Origin of the sequence: Hyphomicrobium sp. MC1, assembly GCF_000253295.1 — a bacterium.
In the GTDB taxonomy this organism is placed as follows: Bacteria; Pseudomonadota; Alphaproteobacteria; order Rhizobiales; family Hyphomicrobiaceae; genus Hyphomicrobium_B.
Window position 1 is genome coordinate 1,297,188 of sequence record NC_015717.1, and the last position, 20,268, is coordinate 1,317,455.

Consider the following 20,268-nt stretch of genomic DNA (forward strand, 5'->3'; position numbering starts at 1 on the left):
TGGGGGCGTCTCCTTATTTCTCTTCGAGGTAGTCGTAGACGACCTTGCCAAGGCCGAGGGTCAGGTCGGCGAGGATGTGTGTCGCGGATATGATTTCGCGCACAGGCAGGTCAGCAATCGGCGCGAGGGCATGGGGGTGCAGATCGAGCGCGCCGGGGCCGCTCCATGCGCCTTTGATGGTCACGTCTTCGAGGCGGTAATCGACGAGTTCGAGAATGCGAGAGCTGCCGTCGACGTGCGGAATGATTTTCAAAAGATAGTTCGGCACGGCGAGCGATTTGGCGACGGTGGCAGGATCGAGCGCCTTGTGCTTGAAGCCCATCGTACCCGTCGCGATGCGAACGCTGCCGTAATCGAGCGTGCCGACGAGTGTGTCGATGTCGGGGCCGAGCGTGGGCTTGGCGAATTTCTTCGGGAAGCCCCACAGCTCGCGGCCGCCATAGATTGGCGGGCCGTCGTTCAGGAACATGGCGTGCGTATAGCCGCCTTCGACGCCGTTGAATTTGACCGGAATGACCTGGCCGGATTCGGTGTAGTCGCCGAAGCCGGTCGAGTCCGGCATGCGGATGAATTCGTATTTAACGATGGGTTCGTCGAAGGTGAGGGGCTCGGGCACAACCTTTTCGAGGGCTTCGCGGTCGGTGCGGTAGGTGATGATGAGATATTCGCGATTGATGAAACGATAGGGGCCGGGAGGGAAGGCAGGACTTGTCAAAGGCATCGCAAAGGCGCGTTTCTTGACGTCCGCAATTTTCATCTGTGTGTCTCCGAAGGCGGTGGCGGGCTGAGTTCTTTCGTAAGATCGAGCACCATCACGCCGTCTTCCGGTTTTTCCCGATTGATCCAAGCGGGGTTGCTGAGCGTGCGCTCGACGTCGTCGATGCCGGCGCGCCAATGCTCGTTCACGGTGTAGCGCGAGAACTCGTAGTCGTTCGACTGCGTGGAATAGACGGCGCGGCGATGAATGAGATGGACGATCGTGATCGCGGCGTTGCAGCTGTGGCGCGTCAAAAGTTTCCAGTCGAACGTTGATTTTATGTCGTCCGGCAGTACGCCGTCGAGGCGGCGCACGGCGCGGCGTAGCTCTTGCAGAAGCTTCGAATAGTCGGTGTTCAAGCGCGTCCGGCTCGAATAGCGGATTTCCTTTTCGCGGGTCTGAACGTCAAAGAGCGTTTCGGGGACGGTACCCTGGGCGCTGAACAGATCGACCTGGAAAATGCACATGTCGGAGCGCGGGAGGCTGCCGTCGAGAACGTATTGCAGAGGCGTGTTCGAGACGATGCCGCCGTCCCAATAGAGCATACCGTCAATAGATACGGGCGGGAATCCTGGCGGCAGCGCGCCGCTCGCCATGATGTGCTCGGGAATGATTTTCGTGGTGGCGCTGTCGAAATAGACCTGATTTCCGGTTGCGACCTCGACCGCACCAACGCTGATGCGCATTTTTCCCGAGTTCAGCAGGTCGAAGTCGACAAGTTCGAGAAGCGTTTTCTTCAGCGGGCTGGTGTCGTAGATGCTGATCGCCTGCACCGTGCCGGGCGGCATGATGACGGCGGGCGGATAGCGCGGATCGAAGAAGCCCGGCGCGCCGGTCGATGCGACGAGCGCGGCGGCGGTCTCGTTGAAGATCTTGCGTGAGGCGTTGTCGGTTGCGAGGGGTGGCAGCAGAAGATGGCTGGAAACCCGGTCCCAGAATTCGCGAAGCCGCTTCACGCGGCGTTCAGGAGGATTTCCTGCGATAATCGCAGAGTTGATGGCGCCGATCGAAATGCCAGCGACCCATTCGGGCTCGAGTCCGGCGGCACATAGCGCTTCGAATGCTCCGCCCTGATAAGCGCCGAGGGCGCCGCCGCCTTGTAATACGAGCACGGTCTTTTCGGTGTTCTTTGCCGCGCTGCCGTTGGGCTGGGCCATGTTTTCTATCTACCAAGCTTGGGGTGGCTATGGAGACGGAGAGGTTGTGAAACCTCGGGTATTTCTCAGGCTCTGCTGCAATGCAGTAGATTGGCCGCAAAGGCAAGGGGGCGAATGTTCGATCTTGCTAAACGTCTCGTAACTCGCGACGTGAAATTTATGAACGATTTGCGTCGCCGTTTAGTGACCGCCGGCACCAGCAGGAACGGGAGCGGGCTTGCGCATCAGAAGCGTGAAGAACCCGGCGGTGACGAACAGCACCGTCAGTGCGAGGAAGAGATCGGCGAACGACAGCACGTTTGCTTGATTGCGGACGATCATCGCCAGCTTTTTCAATGCAGCCATGTCGCCGTCCGCATGCATGGCTTGTGAAAAGCTCTGCTGCATCATCGCCAGCCGTTCTTCCGCGACCTGATGGCCCCATGCGACCTGTTCGTGCAAACGTGCGAGATGCAAGTCGAGCCGCTTGTTCAGCAGCGTGTTGATCATCGCAAGGCCGACAGCGCCGCCGAGGTTGCGCGTGAGATTGAAAAGGCCGGACGCGTTCTTGATCTGCTCCGGGGGGAGCGTGCCGAGCGACAAGTTCGTGATCGGAATCATGCACAGCATCAACGACGAACCGCGCAGGATCTGCGGAACGAGAAGCTCCCAGAAATCCCAATCGGGGGTGATGTAGGACGCGATATAGGTGCCGAGCGCGAAACCCATGAAGCCGGTGAACATCATGACGCGCGGATCGAGAATGCCGGCGAGACGGCCACTGATCGGCGCGGTCAAGAACATCGCGACGCCGGTGACGAACATCGTCTGGCCGATCATCAAGGAGTCGTAGCCGCGGACCTGGCCGAGGTAGACCGGATAGACGTAGGTCAAACCGTAGAGGCCGATGCCCATCGTGAAGCTGAAGGCCGATCCGAACGCGAAGTTGCGATCTTTGAAGGCGCGGAGCTGGACGATTGGTTCTTTCGCGAAGGCGGCGCGCAGAAAAAAGATGACGGCGCCTACGACGGTCAGCACCGCAAACGTCGCGATGGTCTGGTCGTCAAGCCAATCATAGCGCGGGCCTTCTTCGAGCACGTATTCGAGCGAGCCTAAGAACATCGCCATGCCGAACAGACCCATGAAATCGAAGTGATTGAGCAGGGCGTAATTCGGCTTGTCGAAATCGACGAGGAAGAACACGGCCGTCGCGACCATGATGCCGGGCACGACGTTGATCAGGAACAGCCAGTGCCAGGAATAGGTGTCCGTCAGGTACCCGCCCACGGTCGGGCCGATGGTCGGCGCGAGCGTGGCGACGAGGCCGATGATCGGCGAGACGATGTTCTGCTTCGAGCGCGGAAAGAGCGAGAACGCGACTGCGAAGACGCTGGGGATCATGCCGCCACCGATGAAGCCTTGAATGGCGCGGTAGACGATCATCTCGTTGATGGTCGTCGCGGTGGCACATAGTGCGCTTGCTGCCGTGAAGCCGACGGCCGCTGAGAAAAACAGCGCACGCGTCGAGAACACCCGGCCGAGGAAGCCCGACAGCGGGATCATCACGACTTCGGCGATCAGATAAGACGTCTGAACCCACGGGATTTCGTCGGAACTCGCCGAGATGCCGGCCTGGATTTCCTGCAGCGACGCCGACACGATCTGAATGTCGAGGATCGCCATGAACATGCCGAAGACCATGGCGATGAAGCCCGCGAGCTGCCGCGGCGTAACGCCGATCCATTCGAGCTTCTGCGGTTCATCCGCAAATGTGATTGCGTCGGTCATGAGCGATTGCCGGATTGTTTCCGAATAGGTTTGCGGACGGCGCTATTTCTGCGCCGTCTTTTCGGTCTTTGGCGTCGTGCGCGTATCGATGCTAACGACGACCGAGAGGCCGGGGCGCAATCTGCCCCTTGCTTCGGAGGCAGGGATCGCGATGCGGACCGGCACGCGCTGCACGATCTTCGTGAAGTTGCCCGTCGCGTTCTCCGGGGGGAGCAGGGAGAACTGTGATCCCGATGCGGGCGATACGCTTTGCACCGTGCCCTTTAAGTCTTCGCCATCGAGCGCATCAACGGAGATCGTCGCCGTCTGGCCGGCCGCGATCGGCGGCAACTGGGTTTCTTTGTAGTTCGCGTCAACGAAGACCTTGTCGAGTGGCACGACGGCCATCAGCCGCTTGCCGGGCGTGACGTAGTCGCCGACCTGGACGCCGCCGCGATTGCCGATGACGCCGTCAAACGGGGCGCGGATGGTGGTGAACGAGAGATCGCGCTTGGCCTGATCGACTGCGACCTGCAGTTCCTTCGCCGTCTTTTCCGCCTGAATGCGCTGGGCGTGGAGCAGAGCGACGTTGGCATCCGCCGACTGGATGGCGGCTTCGTTCGCGTTCACTTGCGCAATAGCCGAGTCGCGCGAGGCGACCGCGGCATCGAGCGCGGCTTGCGTCGCATAATCCTTGGCGGTCAGGGCCTGAGTGCGCTCATAGTCTGCCTTGGTCTTGATGACGTTGGCTTTCGCCGCATCGAGCTGGGCGCGCTCTTGCGCGGCGTTGGCTTCGGCTGCTTTGATCTGTGCGTCGAAAGTCTTGATGACAGCCATCTGTGTGGCGAGCTTCGATTGCGCCTGATCGAGGGCAAGCTGATAGTCACCTTCATCGAGGTGGACGAGCACTTGGCCTTCCTTCACCGCCTCGTTGTCGACGACGGGGACCTCGGTAACGATGGCGGAGACCTTCGGCGAAATGATCGACATGTAGGCGCCGACATAGGCGTCGTCGGTCGAGATCATGAAACGACCGACGGTGATGTATTGATAGGCGAAGTAGGCAGCGGCCAGCAGAGCAACCGCGCCTAGCCCCATGAAGATCGGCTTGCGGCGTGAGCTTTTGGCGGGTGCTGCGCCTTTGACCGGGGCCTCAGAGCCTTTCTCGCGCGCGGCAGGTGCTTCGGCGGAACGCTCAAATGGCGTCTGCTCGGATTTTTCTGCGGTTGTGGATTGCTGTTCAGCAGGCTTTTGTACGCCGGACACGCCGGGTTGACCGTGCTCTGCCACGGTCGTCGTCGCTTCCGCGTCGTCAGAACCGTTACGCCGAATTGTCAAAACGCTGTTCAAATTATTCCTGGCCATCACGCCCGCCTCGTTCAACGACCAAACGTCACCGCACTGAACCGTTTGGTTCAATTTGTGCTTGACATACAGCGTTCAAAAGTGGATAGCAAGTAGAAACTGAACCGTTTGGTTCGTTTGTTAATATAAATTTACTGAACTTAAGGTTCGGTTTGGGCAGGGTGTGATCGATGGAAGGTTCTCAGTTCGCAAAGTCGGAACGGAAAGAGGAACGGCGCGGCGGCCGTCCGGCGGCGGGCACGGACCCGGCGAAGCGGCGTCAAATCTTGGAGGGGGCGGGCCGGATCTTTTCGGAGCTGGGGTTCGATGCCACCAGCATGAGTGACGTGGCGCGCGTCGCGCAGGTTTCGAAGGCGACGCTGTACGTTTATTTTCAGGACAAAGAACACCTCTTCACCGCGATTTGCGCGGAGCAACGTGATCGCAAGATTGCTGAGAAGATCGCTCTGCTTGACGTCAATCTACCGATCGTCGCTGTGCTGCACCGTTTTGGCGTGGAAATTCTGACGACGATGTCCCAGCCGTTTGTCGTCGCCGCACATCGCATCGTGATCGGCGTGGCGGAACGGATGCCGGAAATTGGATCGGAATTCTATGAGGCCGGTCCGGTGCGCGTCATCGGAGCGTTGGCGGATTACCTCGATCATCACGTCAAAGCCGGTCATCTGGACATTCCTGACACGCGGCTTGCTGCGGCGCAGCTTCTTGAAGTGATCCCAGGTTCGCTGTTCAAGGCGCGGCTCTACGGCGTGCTGAAAGAACCGCCGGCCATCGAGGAAGTCGAGAAGAACGTCGCGTCTGGTGTGGCGCTGTTTATGAAGGGTTACGCGGCAAACAACGCCGCGTAACTAAATTTGGCTGAGGCCTACGGTGGAAGAGGCGGAGCGTCCGCCGCTTCACGCGACGCTTTCTTCAACTCCGCTCGTCTCGGCGAAATCGAGATCGCTCCATTCCGACGGCACACCCGCGATCGAGCGCCAGTCGGGAAGGTTGGCGAGCGTCGGGTCGATATAGGTGTGATGCCAAAGCTGGGTCGCGAGAACGGCAACGAGCCCAAGCTCACCCGATTGGCGCTGATAGCCCCACCAGGAGAGATCCTTGTATTCGTTGCGCCACTTTGCGACGGCTTTCGGATCGAAGTATCCGGCCTTCTTGATCGACTCATCGCTGAGCAGCTCATCGACGTAGGGCAGGCGCTGTTCGAGGAAGAAGCCATCGAGCGGGGCGCGGAACATACCCTTCGGCCGCCATGCGACGGACTTCGGCAACCACTTCTCGGCGACGCGGCGGAGCAGATATTTCTCCGTCAGGCCTTTGAGCTTCCATTTCGGATCGATGCCCGCAAGGAAGTCGAAGACATTATTGTCGAGGAACGGATAGCGCATTTCGACCGATTGGCTCATCGCGATGCGGTCGCCCTTGAGGCTCAGGAGCTGGCCGGGAAGATGGATCTTACCTGCCCAGTACACGCCGCGGTTCACCGGATGCCACTTCGCCGCCCGGCTGCTGTCGGGGTCGATTGCCAGATAAGGATCGTGGTCCGACAGGCCGGCCATCATGCCGGTGCTGTAGAAGCGGAAGCGCGAGGCACCGAGAAGATCGTAGAAACGCTGGAACGGATGCATGCCGCCCGAAGACGTGGCGCACTTGTCGAGATAGGCCATCGCCTCGTCGTTGCAGCCAAGCCAGCGATGGAAATAGCGCTGCATCTTCGGCGGCAGAGTGCCGCCTGAGACCTTGCCCATCATTTCGATGATGCGATCGAATTTGTACCACGGGTAGCCGGCGAGCCATTCGTCGGAACCTTCGCCGGTCAGCGCGACCTTGAAGCCGGTGTCCTTTACTTTTGCGGCGAGCATCATCAAGGCGGTGCACGACGTATCGGTGACGGGTGCTTCAGTGGCGACGAGCAAGCGCTGATAGTTCGAGACGATCTCTTCCGATCCGCAGGCGACGACATACGGGTCGGCGGACAAATGCTTGGAGATGATTGCTGCCTGCTCGGTTTCGTCGAGCTTCGGGTCGCGGATCTTGACGGTGAACGTCGTCGGTGCGGCGCCGAGAATGTCTTTCGCCATCGCGACGACAGTGCTCGAGTCGACGCCGCCCGAGAGATACGAGGCGACCGGAACATCGGCGCGCAGACGACGCTTCACAGCATCGTAGAGGACGCGTTCGAAATCGTTGACGAGCTTTTCCTCATCGGCAAAGCGCGTTTCTTTCCCCATGTCGGGGAAGTCCATCCGCCAGTAGGTGCGCTCGTCGATCGTCGCCTCTTCGCCGACGCGGCCGCGCGAAATGGTCAGGAACTTTCCCGGAGGCAGGATGTTGATCCCTTCGAAGCAGCTCGCCGGTCCTGGAATGGCGAGATAGTTGAAGAGAGCATCGATGCCGCGCGGGTCGGGCTTCGCCTCGACGAGGCCGGTGGCGAGGATCGTTTTGATTTCGGAACCGAAGACGAGCCAGTCGGTACCGAAGCGCGTCGTGCGCGTCCAGTAAAGCGGGCAAATACCGAAACGATCGCGGGCAAGAATGAACTTCTGCTTGCGCTCGTCGAACAGTGCGACGGCAAACTGGCCGTTGAACTTTTCGAACATGTCCTCGCCGTACTGCTCCCACATGTGCGGGAAGAGTTCAGTATCGCAGTGGGTCGTCAGCGTGTGGCCAAGACTGCGAAGCTGCTGACGCCAATCGTCATGATCGAAGATTTCGCCGTTGAAGACGGCAGCGATGGATTTGTCTTCGTTGAAGACAGGCTGCTGGCCGTCGGCAAGGCCGACGATGCTCAAGCGGCGCGAGGCGAACCCGAAGCCGGGGCGCTGAAGATAACCGTCTTCGTCCGGGCCACGATGCAGCATGGCATCGGCGGCGCGCTTCAATACCGATAGCGGTACCGAGCGTCGGCTCTTGAGGTCGATAATTCCAAAAATGCCACACATGGGATCGTCCAAGGTCCTGCAGATGGTCTGGCGGCTTGCTGCTGCCGTCGGGCAGATATAGGGATCTTCGCGTTATCCCAAACCGCCGGATCGGAAGACGCGCTGCAATTCTAAGGCGCCGACGTTAATCAGTTGCCGCGCCGGAAGCTATATTGCCAGTCCGGCGCTCAATGGTGGTTACCATTCGCGACAAATACGCGCGTCGCGAGACTTTCCTAGGCTAGGCGGCCTAATGCAAAGTGTTAGCATACAGGCCGTGGGGTGAAAGAAAGCGGCGGTTGCAATTGTCCCGCGCGCGATTTGTGCAGCAGATACGCTGCTTTTTCCCACTATCGTCCGTTCGTGCTGCTCCGTGATCGCGGTTCATGGTTAGCGCGGAGCGCGTCAGGGTTGCACGAAACACTGTCCGCCATGTGTTCACCGCGGCGATCGCCGAAAAATTCCTGATCATTGGGAGTTATTCGCCGCGGCGGCGGGTCATGAATGCCAGACGTTCGAGCAGGTGCGCGTCTTGCTCATTCTTTATCAGTGCTCCGGCCAGCGGCGGCACGAGCTTTCTGGGATCGCTTTCGCGCAGCAGGGACGGGTCAATGTCCTCGTGCAGAAGCAACTTCAGCCAGTCGAGAAGCTCCGACGTCGACGGCTTTTTCTTCAGGCCCGGCACGTCGCGTAGTTCGTAGAAAACGCGCAGCGCATCGTTGACGAGTTGGTTTTTCAGCCCCGGAAAATGCACCTCCACGATCTGGCGCATGGTGTCGGCGTCGGGGAATTTGATGAAGTGGAAGAAGCAGCGGCGCAGGAAAGCGTCGGGAAGCTCTTTCTCGTTGTTCGACGTGATGAGCACGACCGGGCGGGTTTCAGCCTTCACCGTTTGGCCCGTTTCGTAGACGAAGAACTCCATGCGATCGAGTTCCTGCAGGAGGTCGTTAGGAAACTCGATATCGGCCTTGTCGATTTCATCAATCAGCAGCACGGACCGCTTCGACGCAGCGAACGCGTCCCAGAGCTTGCCGCGCTTGATGTAGTTGGCGATGTCCCTGACGCGTTCGTCACCGAGCTGACCATCGCGCAGGCGCGAAACAGCGTCGTATTCGTAAAGGCCCTGCTGGGCTTTCGTCGTCGATTTGATGTGCCACTCGATCAGCGGCGCATCGAGCGCCTTCGCGACTTCGGCGGCGAGGACCGATTTGCCCGTTCCCGGTTCGCCCTTGATGAGGAGGGGCCGTTCGAGACGGATGGCGGCGTTGACGGCGACCTTGAGGTCGGGCGTTGCGACGTATGCGGAGGTGCCTTCGAAGTTCATGATCCTGTCTTGGCGGGGTTCGGGCGCGTGGGCAAGGTGACCGAAGCGCACTCCTCGGCATCAGACTGTGGGGAGAGGGTGACAGTCGGGCGTCTGCTGATGTGACATAACAATATGTTTTTACTGGAAAAAGTCGGACATATCAAAATTTATCAAGGCTTCGTCTCGTGCTTGACTCGGAGGCCTTCGCGCATAGATAAGGGTCGGCCGGATGAGGCCGACTCAGGTCAGACCTTCGGCGGAGGATGATCGGCTCGAGCGAACGCAGCCTCTGGAGAGGCGGACGATGAGCAAGGCAATCGGAACGAGGGCCGCGAAGTCGAAAGCGGCCGCAAAGAAATCCGCAGCCAAGAGCAGCGGGCCGCCCAAGAATGGGGCCAAGAACAAGGCTTCCCCAGCCGGCGCGTCCACGCCGGCCAAGGCCGCAAAGCCGGCTGCAGCAAAAATTAAGGTGGCAAAGACCGCTACAAAGGGTACGCCGACGAAAGCCGCGACGGGGAAGATCGCCCAGATCGTTCATAAGGCGGCCGTTGGCAAGGTACCGCCGCAGAAAGCTACTCCGGCGAAAGTACCGGCGCGAACATTGGCTGTTGCTAAGTCGACAGCGTCGAAAAAGTCAGAGGGTACGATTAAGAAGATGGCTGCCCGCGTAAAGATTGCAGATATCGTTCTTCCGCCGGATTATAAGCCTTCGGAAAACGAGCCTTTCATGAACGACATGCACAAGGCTTATTTCCGCAAGCGTCTTCTGGATTGGAAGGATGAGATCCTGCGCCAGACGCGTGAGACGCTGGCGATCCTGCACGAAGATTCTGCGCAACATGCCGATCTCGCTGATCGTGCGACGTCCGAAACGGACCGCGCGACGGAGCTGAGAACGCGCGACCGTCAGCGCAAGTTGATCGCCAAGATCGATGCGGCGCTGGGCCGGATCGAAGACGGCTCCTACGGGTACTGCGAAGACACCGGCGAGCCGATCGGTCTGAAGCGGCTCGATGCCCGACCCATCGCAACCCTGTCGGTCGAAGCGCAGGAGCGTCACGAGCGTCGCGAACGCGTCTATCGCGAGGAATAAGACACGCTTTGGCTTTCCGGGATGCGTTGCCTTAGACGCGTTCCGGGACAACCCTTCATTGCTTCTTAAGACTTTGCTCCGACACTCTCGTGCGTTCGCCTATCGGCGTCGCTGACGAGGGTCCCGTCGTGAGAGTTGGAGCACATTTTTTCGGATTGGCATGTATTGCCGTCGCTGCCGTCGGATTTGGCAGCCGCGAGAGCAGCTCCGAGATGCTCAACCGCGCGGGCTTCGTGCACACCGGTTTCACGTATAATCAGGCGAAACCGGCTTCTGCCGCGGCGGCGCAACGCCGCCGTTTGCTGCGGCCTTCGGCTGAGGTCGCCAGCGCGACGCGGCAACTCGACCTCAGCAAGTTGACATTGGCCGATTTCGGCGACGTCGAACGCTAGGCACCAAGGCGTTGCTCGGCCTGACTCGCAAGCTTCCCAATTTGTTTTTGTGCGTGCGCTGAGCGTAGCGCTTCTAAACGTTGCGCTCGCGTGGGACGAGGGCGGGCGCTACCTCGGGGCCGTGACCGAACACCGGCGCGCGGCGGACGGGCGGCGGGACTTCGTTCTGCGCTACGGAGACTGGGCGCGCGGCGGTCGCCTTTATTCCCGTTTCGACCACGACATCGACCGGTCCGCCCGTCAGCAGCAGGTGCTCGACGTCGTCGCGTCTGATGAGGATCAGTTTTCGGCGGCCATCGATGCTGGCGTGGTCGATGACTTCGAGGCGACGCTCGCCCTTCGGCTTAAAAAGAAGGGCGGATGGCGACGTGCCGGTCAAATAGGCCCGCACGAATACGACGGCGCCGGCACTCAGGACGGCCAGTACCGCCAGCATGAAGGTCCAGAAGAAATAGCTTTCCATGTTTTCCCCGCGGCCGGACTTGCCGGCTGTGCCGATAACTCTCGCACGTCAACCAATCGATAGCTTCGAGTTGACTGCATGTTAACTCTCTTAAGCGAAGTCTTATCCAATCGAGTCTCGCCGCACCGTTGCGGCACAGTTGCAGTTGCGTTTGAGTTCCACATCCATGCCCCAATCCCCCGCTTCGATTTTCGAGAATCAGCTAGATTCTCGGCCCATGAAGGATCGCGAGGCGTTGAGGATCGATGCCGCCCCGATCGATCCGCTGAACTCAGCGGAAGGGTTCGGCGGCCTCCTCCCCATGATCATAATCGCGGCTGCGGGCGGCGCAGTTTTGTTCGGGCTGCTCGCGAGCGGATCCGGCGAACCCTTGCTTTTGACCGTCATCGCGCTGCTCGCCATGTTCGGCGCCTTTATGCTCTTTGCGATTGCTGCCGGGCATTTGCGGTTTGGCGCTCGCGTGGTGCCGGGGGATCTTCTCAAGGCGTCTCTGGATTCCGACGATGAGCCGCAGATCATCGCCGAGGATGACGGCACGATTTTGTACGCCAACGCGGCTGTGGATAAAGTTCTGGGCCAGCACGAGGCGGGGCCATTCTCAGCGCTCGAAGCGTCGCTTGCAGGCGACTCGGAGGGCACGCAGGCGTTCTTCCGCCTGATGAAGGCGGCCGAGCGCGGCGAGCCGAGATCGGAAGATGTGCGGTTGCGGCTCGGGTCGGATCGCAACGTCTCCTGGGCAAGGATCACGGTGCGGCCCTTCGCTGGTCCGGAAGGCTTGCTGGAAGGTGGCTTGCGGCAATCGCGGCTCGTCTCGTGGCAGATCGTCGATGTTACGAATGAGAAGAGCCAGGAGACCGAACGCATCGGCCGGCTCGAAGCATCGCTTGCCGCATTCGATGCCATGCCCGCCGGTTTCATGTGGGTCTCGGGCGAGGGCGCGATCGTGCATGTCAACGCCGCGTTCGAGCAGTGGCTCGGCTATCCGGCAGGTGCGTTGAGAGCGCGATCGCTCGGGCTTGCAGAACTCGCCGGCGCGGAAGGCCTGCGTCTATTGAAGCATATGGCGGCCATTCCTGAAGCCGATCAGCGCATCATCGATCTCGATCTGACGCGCAGAGACAGTCGCATCGTGGCGCTGACACTCCTCGTCGAGCCCGTCGCTGGAAACGCCGAGCAGGGCTTTACGATCACGGCGATCAACCGGCAGACGACCGGGCTCGTCGAGCGTGGTCACCAGGACGTCAGAGCATCGCAATTCTTCCAATCGGCTCCGTTCGGCATTGCAGCGCTCGACGCGGAGGGCCGCATCGCCAACTGCAACACCGCCTTCATGCAGATGGTGCTCGACGGCAAGCCGGCGCAGGACGTGCTGGCATCGGAAGCCTTGAGCCGCACGGCGGAGGCGGATGAGCGCTACAAGATCGAAGCGGGTCTTGCGGAAGTTCTTGCCGGACGCGGCAACATTCAGCCGATCGAGATCACAGCGGGCGACAACAAACAGTTCACGCGCCGCCTTTACATGTCGCCGCTGGCAGCGGTGCAAGGCGGCGCAGCTGCTGCGCTCTATGTGATGGACGCGACCGAGCAGAAGACGCTCGAAAGCCGCGTGGCGCAGGCGCAGAAGATGGAAGCGGTCGGCAACCTTGCGGGCGGCATCGCACACGACTTCAACAACGTGCTGACGGCGATCATCGGGTTCTCGGATTTGCTGCTGCAGACGCATCGCCCGAGCGATCCGGCTTATCGCGACATCAAGAACATTCAGTCGGCGGCCAATCGCGCGGCTGGTCTGGTCAAGGGGCTGCTCGGTTTCTCGCGTAAGCAGACGCAGCGGGTCTCGGTCTTCAATGTCGGCGAATTGACGTCCGACATGCTGCCGGTGCTGAAAACGCAGTGCGGCGAGAAGATCGAGCTCAAGACGCATTCCGAGCGCGACCTGTGGTACGTGCGGGCCGACAGCGACCAGCTTTACCAGGTCATTCTCAATCTCGTTCGCAACGCGCGTGACGCGATGCCGAACGGCGGCAAGCTGACGATCAACACGCGCAACGTCACGGAACGCGAAAGCCAGAAGATGCGCGACGTCGTCGGCTTTACACCGGGCGAATACGTGCTGGTCGAAGTGGCCGATACCGGCACCGGCATGAGCCCGGAAGTTATGGCCAAGATCTTCGAGCCGTTCTTCACGACGAAGGGTGTCGGCAAGGGCACGGGTCTTGGTCTCGCGTCGGTCTACGGTATCGTCAAGCAGTCGGGCGGCTTCATCCAACCGGAAAGCGAGATCGGCAAAGGCACGGCCTTCAAGATTTTCCTGCCGCGGCATTTCGTGGAAGAAGGCGAGGAAGTCGCGAATGCAATGCCGGAGTCGATTGCTGCCGCGAAGAAGCAGCTTAAGGCAACGGACCTGACCGGCACCGGCCGCGTGCTGCTGGTCGAGGACGAAGTCGAGGTTCGCCAGTTTGCAGTTCGCGCGCTGAAGCGGCAGGGCTATCAGGTGTTGGAAGCGACCGATGGCGTCGAGGCGCTGGAGATCATGGCCGAGAACGAAGGCATGATCGACATCGTGGTGTCTGACGTCGTCATGCCGGAAATGGATGGGCCGTCGCTCTTCAAGGAGCTGCGCAAGCGCAATCCGTCGATCAAGGTGATCTTCGTGTCGGGCTATCCGAACGAAGCATTCCGCGAGTCGATGGGCTCGGACGATTTTGCGTTCTTACCGAAGCCGTTCTCGCTGCCTCAGCTCGCCGCGAAGGTGAAGGAAGAACTCGCGAAGTAGTTTTCGATGGCGCCGGGCGACTCTCCTCCGGAGAGCCGGCCGCCCGGCGCGAGGCTTGGATTACACCTCGCCCTTGAGGCCCTTCTCGAAGTATTTGTGAATGATCTTGTCCTGGTTTTCGAGCAGCCAGTCGATGTCGGGCTTGAAGTTCATCGCCTTGTGAATGGCGAGCGCGGTCGCCTTGCGATGGATGTCGAACAGGATCTTGTGATCAAGCTTGTCGATCGTCGAGACGACGGGGTTCAGCCACACCGAAACGATGATGCCGAGATCATCGACTTTGTCTTTCGGCAGGTCGCCGGCGCGTACGGCGTCGAGGACGCCCATCGCGGTCGCGTATTGCACGGTGCCCATCAGGATGTTGGTGTAGCGCTCGTTGTCGACCGTCACCTTGCTGACGCACAGCGTCGGCGGACGCACCATCACGTCGGTGTTCAGAAGCGACAGCACGCGGCTGTGGCCCTTTACCTGGTCGCCGAGAAGCGTCGCGAAGGCGGTGCCGAAGGGGCCGTCCATTTCGCCGATCGCGACTTCGGGTTCCGCTGCCGTTCCCGGAGGGCCGCCTGCGACCAGGGCCTCGCCGACGCGAATGCCAAAACGCCCCGACGGGCGCGATGCAATGCTCATATGTCACCACCTTGTGCTCGGTTATCAATTGAGCGCCGAAGCCGACGCACGGGGTGGGCTTAAACCAGAGTGGCCAGAGACGCGCCATAAGTTCTGGTTATGGCGCGTCTCACGGTCGCGATGCGATGGGGGGGCAATCGCACGCGCTAGTCGCAGGGAATTTCGATGACGCTGTCGGCAGCGGCGGAATAGCGGCGGCAGACTTGCGGTGCGGCTGCTGCTGTTTTCGTTGCGGTCGCGGTTGCGTTTGAGGCCGTCGAGACAGGCAGCAGATCGCTTTTCTTGGCGATGTTCGTGGCGTCCGTCGATGCCGTTTGCTGCGCGATCGTTTTCGTTCGTGTGGCTGCAAGCGTCTGAGCCTGCTTTGCGGCTGCAGCTTTCTTTTGGGCGAGCGCTGCGAGACGGGCGCGTTTTGAGGCAAGGGCCGCAGCCTGTGCGCGTTCGGCGCGTAATTCGGCGAGCCGCTTTTCACGCGCTCTCGCAAAGGCTTCTTCGAGATTGCGGCGCTTGTCCTTCTCGCAGGGCTGGGCCGGCTGGCGGCCCTGGTTGCGGAAGAACGGGCTGGCATAGAACGAGCCCATGCCGTGTGCTTCCGCGTTCGATGCGACGGTGCTGGCGACGACCAGAACGGCGATGAGTGTCGAGATCTTGAGCATGGGTGCCTCCCACGAATTTGCGATGGAGGCATCTTGGAGCAGCGCGATTTTTCCCGCTGTTTCGGACGGAACACGTCTGCAAATCGTGCTGGGGTGTTGAAAATAAAAACGCGGCCCGGCCGAAGGACGGCGAGCCGCGTTTTATGAGTGAAGGCGAATGCGAATTACTGGCAGGGCGCCTCGATCACACTGTCGGCTGCTGCCGAATATTTGCGGCAGGTGACGGTCGTGGCGGCCGGAGCGCTCGGTGTCGTCGATGACGTTTCGATAGCGTTCGACGGTGTCTTTTCAACTGTCGTTGTCTGCGCTGAGCTGTCGGTCGTTGTGGCTGCAGGCGTACTGTCGCCCGGGGTCAGCCGGTCGCCCTTTTTGAGCGCGGGCTTGTCGTCGCTCGTCGTGGATTGGGATGCAGTCTCGGCAGCGGCGATCTGGGCCGCTTTCTGTTTCTGCAGCGCGATCTGGCGGGCGCGTTCGCGTTTGACGGCCGCGGCGGCGATGGCGCGCTGGCGGGCACGTTCGCGGGCGGCGATTTCCCGGCGGGCGCGCATTCTCTCGTAAGCTTCCTCACGACGGCGCTCCTCGGCGGCGTGCGCGAGCATGCTGGCGGCCGCCATGCCGCCAAGAAAGAAGCCGAGGCGGCGGCCGGGGCCAGCTTCGGCGGCTGATGTGAACGACGCGGCGACGACGGCGATGGAAATCAGAACTGCGAGCAACTTGGACACGGGCTGTCTCCTTCGGCTTGGGTTGCCAGGAGAGTGCCGCGAGTGGCCGCGACGCGCTGTCCCTAAGGAAACATGTGCGCAAGAGTGAGAAAATTCGGCGCGAGGACTCCACAATGAGAACAAAACGTGATTGACAGATGTGGAACAAAAAGTGTACGTTTATCCTTAATTGATGGCGCGCGGCGCTTGCCATAAGGGATTGAGGGTGACGACATGGAACGGCCGGACTTGACTGTGCTCGAAGGGGGCAAGATGGACAAGAAGCAGGCGCTGGAGCAGGCACTCGCGCAGATCGACAAGACCTTTGGCAAGGGGTCGATCATGCGGCTCGGCGCCAATGAGAAGCTGGATATCGAAGCGATCTCCACGGGATCGCTCGGGCTCGATATTGCGCTCGGCATCGGGGGATTACCGAAGGGACGCATCATCGAAGTCTATGGACCTGAGTCCTCGGGCAAGACGACGTTGGCGCTGCAAGTTATCGCAGAGTCTCAGAAGAAGGGCGGCGTTTGCGCTTTCGTCGACGCAGAACATGCAATTGATCCAGGCTACGCCAAGAAGCTCGGTGTCAAGGTCGAGGATCTTTTGATTTCGCAGCCGGATACCGGCGAGCAGGCGCTGGAAATCGCCGATACGCTGGTGCGTTCTGGTGCCATCGATGTTCTCGTGGTTGACTCGGTCGCTGCGCTGACACCGAAGGCCGAACTCGAAGGCGAGATGGGTGAGGCTACGATGGGCGCTCAGGCACGGCTAATGAGCCAAGCGCTCAGAAAGCTGACAGCCTCGATCTCGAGAGCCAATACGATGGTGATCTTCATCAACCAGATCCGCATGAAGATCGGCATCATGTTCGGCAACCCTGAGACGACGACGGGTGGTAACGCCCTGAAGTTCTATGCCTCCGTTCGCCTCGATATTCGCCGCATCGGCCAGATCAAGGAGCGCGAAGAGACGGTCGGCAACCAGACCCGCGTCAAGGTCGTCAAGAACAAGGTGGCGCCGCCCTTCAAGCAGGTCGAATTCGATATTATGTATGGCGAAGGCATCTCGAAGGTCGGTGAGCTGATCGATCTTGGCGTTAAAGCCGGTCTCGTCGAAAAGTCGGGTGCGTGGCTGTCCTATAACGGCGATCGCATCGGGCAGGGCCGGGAAAACGCCAAGACGTACTTGAAGGAAAATCCCCGCGTCGCGGCGGAGATCGAGCGGGCGATCCGGGCCAATGCCGGCCTCATCGTAGAGAAGATGCTGGCCAATCCGGAAGTCGGCGAGGATGACGGCGAAGAACCCGACGAGGACGGGGTTCTCCCCGACGAATCGGGCAAGAAAGTCGCCAAGGCGAAGCGGTAGAGTTTTGAGTGGCGCCATCCGACTTCCCTTCGGGAAGCCGGCCGTCAGCGCCTGTCGTTCCGCCGCAGGCGGACGGCCTGCCGCAAGGACCGCCCCTTCCTAGACATGCCTCAGGGCCGCCGCTACAACGGCGGCCTTAACCCGTTTCGGGGCTGTGTCCCGGAACATGTTTTTTATCCAGATCAGGCCGAAAGCACCACATGGCTGGCGTCAGCGAAATCCGCGCTTCGTTTCTCGATTTCTTTGGCAAGAACGGACACGAGATCGTGCCGTCGTCGCCGCTCATTCCGCGCAACGACCCGACGCTGATGTTCACGAACGCGGGCATGGTGCAGTTCAAGAACGTTTTCACAGGGCAGGAGACGCGGGCCATTCCGCGGGCGACGACGTCGCAGAAGTGCGTCCGCGCCGGCGGCAAGCACAACGACCTCGACAACGTCGGCTATACGGCGCGCCACCACACGTTCTTCGAGATGCTCGGCAACTTCTCGTTCGGCGACTATTTCAAAGAGCGCGCGATCGAGCTTGCCTGGAACCTGCTGACGAAGGACTTCGGCCTCAAGAAAGACAAGCTGCTCGTCACGATCTATCACACCGACGACGAAGCCTATCGCATCTGGAAGAAGATCTCCGGCTTCTCCGACGACAAGATCATTCGCATCGCGACGTCCGACAACTTCTGGCAGATGGGCGATACGGGGCCGTGCGGTCCGTGCTCGGAAATCTTCTTCGATCACGGAGACAAGATTCCCGGCGGGCCTCCGGGCTCGGCGGACGCGGACGGCGACCGCTTCATCGAAATCTGGAACCTCGTGTTCATGCAATTCGAGCAGATCGCGCCGGGCAACCGCGTTGACCTGCCTCGGCCGTCGATCGACACGGGCATGGGGCTCGAGCGCATCGCAGCGGTGCTGCAAGGCAAGCACGACAACTACGACATCGATCTGTTTCAGCATCTCATCCAGGCGATCCGCCAGGAAGCGACGAAAGTCGGCGCGAAGGAAAGCGCGGCGACGAAGGATTTCGATCACGTCGCGCGGCGCGTTATCGCCGACCATTTGCGTTCGACCAGCTTCCTGATCGCCGACGGCGTGCTGCCGTCGAACGAAGGCCGTGGCTACGTGCTTCGCCGCATCATGCGCCGCGCCATGCGCTATGCGCACCAGATGGGCTGCACCGATCCACTGATGTATCTGCTCGTGCCGTCGCTCGTCCGCGAGATGGGTGACGCCTATCCGGAACTCGTCCGCGCGCAGCCGCTCATCACTGAGACGCTGAAGCTCGAAGAGACGAAGTTCAAGCGCACGCTCGACAACGGCCTAAAGCTGTTGGGCGAAAGCTCGGCGGGTCTCACGAAGGGCGCGGTATTCCCCGGCGACGTCGCGTTCAAGCTCTACGATACGTACGGCTTCCCGCTCGATCTCACCGAGGACGCGCTGAAGCCGCGCGGCATCACCGTCGATACTGGCGCGTTCGATGCAGCGATGAAGAAGCAGAAGGATGCCGCCAAGGCCGCCTGGAAGGGTTCGGGCGAAGCGGCGACGGAAGGCCTCTGGTTCGAAATCAAGGACAAGACCGGCGCGACCGAGTTCCTCGGCTATGACACCGAGAGTGCGGAAGGCATCGTCGCGGCCGTCGTGGCAGGTGGCAAAGAGGCCTCCGAACTTAAAGCCGGTGAGGAAGGCGCGATCATCGTTAACCAAACGCCGTTTTACGGGGAGAGCGGCGGTCAGGTCGGCGACCGGGGCGTCATCAAAGGTCCGAAAGGCACGCTGTTCCGCGTGACCGATACGCAGAAGAAGCTCGGCGATCTGTTCGTGCATTTCGGCAAAGTCGAGAGCGGAGCGTTCAAGGTCGGCGAAGCGGTCGAGCTCGAAGTCGATCATGGGCGGCGCTCGGCGACGCGCGCCAACCATTCCGCGACGCATCTTCTGCATGAGGCGCTGCGGCAGGTGCTCGGCACACACGTCGCGCAGAAGGGCTCGCTGGTTTCGCCCGATCGTCTGCGCTTCGACTTCTCGCATACGAAGCCGATGTCAGCAGACGAGATCAAGCAGGTCGAGGACATGGCGAACGCCGTGCTGCTCGAAAACACGCCGGTCGTCACGCGGCTGATGGCGCTTGACGATGCGCGCGCGACGGGCGCGATGGCGCTGTTCGGCGAGAAGTACGGCGATGAAGTGCGCGTCGTGTCGATGGGTGCGACGCGGCCCGGCGCCAACAAGGCGTGGTCGGTCGAGTTGTGCGGCGGCACGCACGTATCGCGCACGGGCGATATCGGTCTCATTCGCGTCGTCGCCGAAAGCGGTAGCTCGGCGGGCGTCCGCCGTCTCGAAGCGCTGACGGGTGAGGGCGCGCGCGCCTATCTCGATGAGCAGGATGCACGCGTGAAGGAAGCGGCGAGCGTGCTCAAGACACGGCCGGAAGATCTCGTCGATCGCTTGAAGCATCTCGTGGAAGAGCGCCGCAATCTTGAAAAGCAGCTTGCCGATGCGAAGCGCCAGATCGCGCTTGGCGGTGGTGCGGGCGCGGATGGCGCGGCAACGAATGGCGAAGCGATCCGCAATGTCGGCAACGTCAAGCTGCTCGCGCGTACGGTGCAGGGGCTCAATCCGAAGGACCTGCGCGGCCTCATTGATGACGGCAAGAAGCAGGTCGGCTCGGGCATCGTCGCCGTCGTTGGCGTGACGGAGGACGGCAAGGCGGGCCTCGCGGTCGGCGTCACGGACGATCTCGTCAAGACGTGGAGCGCGGTCGATCTCGTCAAGGCCGGTGCGGAAGCACTCGGCGGCAAAGGCGGCGGCGGGCGTCCCGACATGGCGCAGGCGGGGGGACCGGACGGCGCAAAAGCGGGCGATGCGCTAAAGGCCATCGAAGAACGGCTCGCGAGCTGACACTGTCGTCATTTTCGGTCGAGCGCGGCGAAGCGTAATGCTGCGGTGC

The 20,268-nt window shown here is 60.9% G+C and carries 16 protein-coding genes; 6 read left to right on the top strand and 10 right to left on the bottom strand.

Annotated elements, in window-relative coordinates; translation table 11 throughout:
* Nucleotides 1-13: 13 nt before the first annotated feature.
* From HYPMC_RS06330 to HYPMC_RS06345, 4 genes are all read right to left on the bottom strand, one after another.
* Nucleotides 14-757, bottom strand: coding sequence for an acetoacetate decarboxylase (locus tag HYPMC_RS06330; protein ID WP_013947022.1), 744 nt, complete (start codon nt 755-757; stop codon nt 14-16).
* Nucleotides 754-1,914, bottom strand: a complete 1,161-nt coding sequence (locus HYPMC_RS06335) for a patatin-like phospholipase family protein (protein ID WP_013947023.1) — start codon at nt 1,912-1,914, stop codon at nt 754-756. Before HYPMC_RS06335 ends, HYPMC_RS06330 begins: the two co-directional genes overlap by 4 nt.
* Nucleotides 1,915-2,094: 180 nt before the next feature.
* Nucleotides 2,095-3,681 (bottom strand): DHA2 family efflux MFS transporter permease subunit, encoded by a 1,587-nt coding sequence (locus HYPMC_RS06340; RefSeq protein ID WP_013947024.1) that lies wholly within the window; start codon nt 3,679-3,681, stop codon nt 2,095-2,097.
* Between the two features lie 42 nt (nt 3,682-3,723).
* Nucleotides 3,724-5,025 carry an HlyD family secretion protein gene (locus HYPMC_RS06345; protein WP_013947025.1) on the bottom strand — a complete coding sequence of 434 codons (1,302 nt, stop codon included), beginning with the start codon at nt 5,023-5,025 and terminating at the stop codon, nt 3,724-3,726.
* A 170-nt stretch (nt 5,026-5,195) separates the two neighbouring features.
* Between HYPMC_RS06345 and HYPMC_RS06350 the strand changes: the two genes are divergently transcribed.
* Nucleotides 5,196-5,873: a TetR/AcrR family transcriptional regulator gene (locus tag HYPMC_RS06350; RefSeq protein ID WP_013947026.1), complete on the top strand. Its 678-nt coding sequence runs from the start codon at nt 5,196-5,198 to the stop codon at nt 5,871-5,873.
* Nucleotides 5,874-5,921: 48 nt separating this feature from the next.
* Here HYPMC_RS06350 and asnB read toward each other — a convergent pair whose 3' ends face one another.
* Together asnB and HYPMC_RS06360 are read right to left on the bottom strand one after the other, a co-directional pair.
* Complete coding sequence (gene asnB / locus HYPMC_RS06355; protein ID WP_013947027.1) at nt 5,922-7,964, bottom strand: asparagine synthase (glutamine-hydrolyzing); 2,043 nt, start codon at nt 7,962-7,964, stop codon at nt 5,922-5,924.
* Nucleotides 7,965-8,421: 457 nt separating this feature from the next.
* A complete protein-coding gene (locus HYPMC_RS06360; protein ID WP_013947028.1) occupies nt 8,422-9,267 on the bottom strand; it encodes a MoxR family ATPase in 846 nt (281 codons plus the stop codon).
* A 637-nt stretch (nt 9,268-9,904) separates the two neighbouring features.
* Between HYPMC_RS06360 and dksA the strand changes: the two genes are divergently transcribed.
* Complete coding sequence (gene dksA / locus HYPMC_RS24980) at nt 9,905-10,342, top strand: RNA polymerase-binding protein DksA (RefSeq protein WP_050976864.1); 438 nt, start codon at nt 9,905-9,907, stop codon at nt 10,340-10,342.
* A gap of 155 nt (nt 10,343-10,497) precedes the next feature.
* Nucleotides 10,498-10,734, top strand: a complete 237-nt coding sequence (locus HYPMC_RS06370) for a hypothetical protein (protein WP_157135406.1) — start codon at nt 10,498-10,500, stop codon at nt 10,732-10,734.
* Between the two features lie 73 nt (nt 10,735-10,807).
* Here the strand turns inward: HYPMC_RS06370 and HYPMC_RS06375 are convergent, their stop codons facing one another.
* A complete protein-coding gene (locus HYPMC_RS06375; protein ID WP_013947031.1) occupies nt 10,808-11,197 on the bottom strand; it encodes a flagellar biosynthetic protein FliO in 390 nt (129 codons plus the stop codon).
* A gap of 217 nt (nt 11,198-11,414) precedes the next feature.
* Between HYPMC_RS06375 and HYPMC_RS06380 the strand changes: the two genes are divergently transcribed.
* The gene (locus HYPMC_RS06380; RefSeq protein ID WP_244420989.1) at nt 11,415-13,973 is read left to right on the top strand and encodes a PAS domain-containing sensor histidine kinase; all 2,559 of its coding nucleotides are present in this window, start codon (nt 11,415-11,417) and stop codon (nt 13,971-13,973) included.
* Between the two features lie 60 nt (nt 13,974-14,033).
* Here the strand turns inward: HYPMC_RS06380 and HYPMC_RS06385 are convergent, their stop codons facing one another.
* The 3 genes from HYPMC_RS06385 to HYPMC_RS06395 all read right to left on the bottom strand — a co-directional run bounded on the left by HYPMC_RS06385 (nt 14,034) and on the right by HYPMC_RS06395 (nt 15,978).
* Nucleotides 14,034-14,600: a formaldehyde-activating enzyme gene (locus HYPMC_RS06385; RefSeq protein WP_013947033.1), complete on the bottom strand. Its 567-nt coding sequence runs from the start codon at nt 14,598-14,600 to the stop codon at nt 14,034-14,036.
* A gap of 146 nt (nt 14,601-14,746) precedes the next feature.
* The gene (locus HYPMC_RS06390; protein ID WP_013947034.1) at nt 14,747-15,256 is read right to left on the bottom strand and encodes a hypothetical protein; all 510 of its coding nucleotides are present in this window, start codon (nt 15,254-15,256) and stop codon (nt 14,747-14,749) included.
* 164 nt (nt 15,257-15,420) lie between these two features.
* Nucleotides 15,421-15,978 (bottom strand): hypothetical protein, encoded by a 558-nt coding sequence (locus tag HYPMC_RS06395; RefSeq protein ID WP_013947035.1) that lies wholly within the window; start codon nt 15,976-15,978, stop codon nt 15,421-15,423.
* 213 nt (nt 15,979-16,191) lie between these two features.
* On the opposite strand from HYPMC_RS06395, the gene recA reads away from it, so the two are divergent.
* Nucleotides 16,192-17,325: a recombinase RecA gene (recA, locus tag HYPMC_RS06400; protein ID WP_013947036.1), complete on the top strand. Its 1,134-nt coding sequence runs from the start codon at nt 16,192-16,194 to the stop codon at nt 17,323-17,325.
* A gap of 200 nt (nt 17,326-17,525) precedes the next feature.
* Entirely contained in the window at nt 17,526-20,219 is a 2,694-nt protein-coding gene (alaS, locus tag HYPMC_RS06405; protein WP_013947037.1) for an alanine--tRNA ligase, read from the top strand.
* Nucleotides 20,220-20,268 lie beyond the last annotated feature (49 nt).

What these genes read in the sequence shown, in the direction of transcription:
- HYPMC_RS06345 (WP_013947025.1), bottom strand. Translation starts at nt 5,025, where the DNA reads ATGGCCAGGAATAATTTGAACAGCGTTTTGACAATTCGGCGTAACGGT.
- HYPMC_RS06340 (WP_013947024.1), bottom strand. Translation starts at nt 3,681, where the DNA reads ATGACCGACGCAATCACATTTGCGGATGAACCGCAGAAGCTCGAATGG.
- HYPMC_RS06330 (WP_013947022.1), bottom strand. Translation starts at nt 757, where the DNA reads ATGAAAATTGCGGACGTCAAGAAACGCGCCTTTGCGATGCCTTTGACA.
- HYPMC_RS06385 (WP_013947033.1), bottom strand. Translation starts at nt 14,600, where the DNA reads ATGAGCATTGCATCGCGCCCGTCGGGGCGTTTTGGCATTCGCGTCGGC.
- HYPMC_RS06380 (WP_244420989.1), top strand. Translation starts at nt 11,415, where the DNA reads ATGAAGGATCGCGAGGCGTTGAGGATCGATGCCGCCCCGATCGATCCG.
- HYPMC_RS06390 (WP_013947034.1), bottom strand. Translation starts at nt 15,256, where the DNA reads ATGCTCAAGATCTCGACACTCATCGCCGTTCTGGTCGTCGCCAGCACC.
- HYPMC_RS06375 (WP_013947031.1), bottom strand. Translation starts at nt 11,197, where the DNA reads ATGGAAAGCTATTTCTTCTGGACCTTCATGCTGGCGGTACTGGCCGTC.
- HYPMC_RS06360 (WP_013947028.1), bottom strand. Translation starts at nt 9,267, where the DNA reads ATGAACTTCGAAGGCACCTCCGCATACGTCGCAACGCCCGACCTCAAG.
- asnB (WP_013947027.1), bottom strand. Translation starts at nt 7,964, where the DNA reads ATGTGTGGCATTTTTGGAATTATCGACCTCAAGAGCCGACGCTCGGTA.
- HYPMC_RS06350 (WP_013947026.1), top strand. Translation starts at nt 5,196, where the DNA reads ATGGAAGGTTCTCAGTTCGCAAAGTCGGAACGGAAAGAGGAACGGCGC.
- HYPMC_RS06335 (WP_013947023.1), bottom strand. Translation starts at nt 1,914, where the DNA reads ATGGCCCAGCCCAACGGCAGCGCGGCAAAGAACACCGAAAAGACCGTG.
- alaS (WP_013947037.1), top strand. Translation starts at nt 17,526, where the DNA reads ATGGCTGGCGTCAGCGAAATCCGCGCTTCGTTTCTCGATTTCTTTGGC.
- recA (WP_013947036.1), top strand. Translation starts at nt 16,192, where the DNA reads ATGGAACGGCCGGACTTGACTGTGCTCGAAGGGGGCAAGATGGACAAG.
- dksA (WP_050976864.1), top strand. Translation starts at nt 9,905, where the DNA reads ATGGCTGCCCGCGTAAAGATTGCAGATATCGTTCTTCCGCCGGATTAT.